Raw genomic sequence first — 425 nt, 5'->3', positions numbered from 1 at the left:
ACGTGATCGCGGGTTTTACCGTAGGCGCAGCTGCCCTGGCCGCTGGCGTCGGTAGAGATCATGCCGCCGAGGGTGGCGCGGTTGGAGGTGGAGAGCTCCGGGGCAAAGAACAGGCCATGGGGTTTTAGCGCGGCGTTCAACTGGTCTTTCACGACCCCGGCCTGTACCCGCACCCGGCGGGCCTCCACATCAATCTCCAGTACCTGATTCATATGCCGGGAAACATCCACCACGATACCGTCGGTCAGCGATTGGCCGTTGGTGCCGGTGCCGCCGCCGCGTGGGGTAAGTACTACTTCGCGGTAAGGCATCTCGGCCGCCAGCTTGGCAAGACGCTCCAGGTCCTCAGCATGACGAGGAAAGACCACCGCCTGGGGCAAGCGCTGGTAAATCGAATTATCCGTTGCCAGTACCGTGCGCTGGGC

Annotated in this window: 1 protein-coding gene; it reads right to left on the bottom strand. The window is 63.1% G+C overall.

What is annotated here, in order from left to right; translation table 11 throughout:
- On the bottom strand, positions 1 to 425 hold a 425-nt coding region (locus ACT3XD_RS19735; RefSeq protein ID WP_444280717.1), incomplete at both ends, for an FAD-binding oxidoreductase.

The sequence above is a fragment of the Halomonas sp. AOP7-B1-5 genome, from assembly GCF_052353045.1.
Lineage (GTDB): Bacteria > Pseudomonadota > Gammaproteobacteria > Pseudomonadales > Halomonadaceae > Vreelandella > Vreelandella colorata.
Note: the sequence above shows the minus strand (reverse complement) of the source record. Positions and strands in the feature narration are given on the sequence as shown.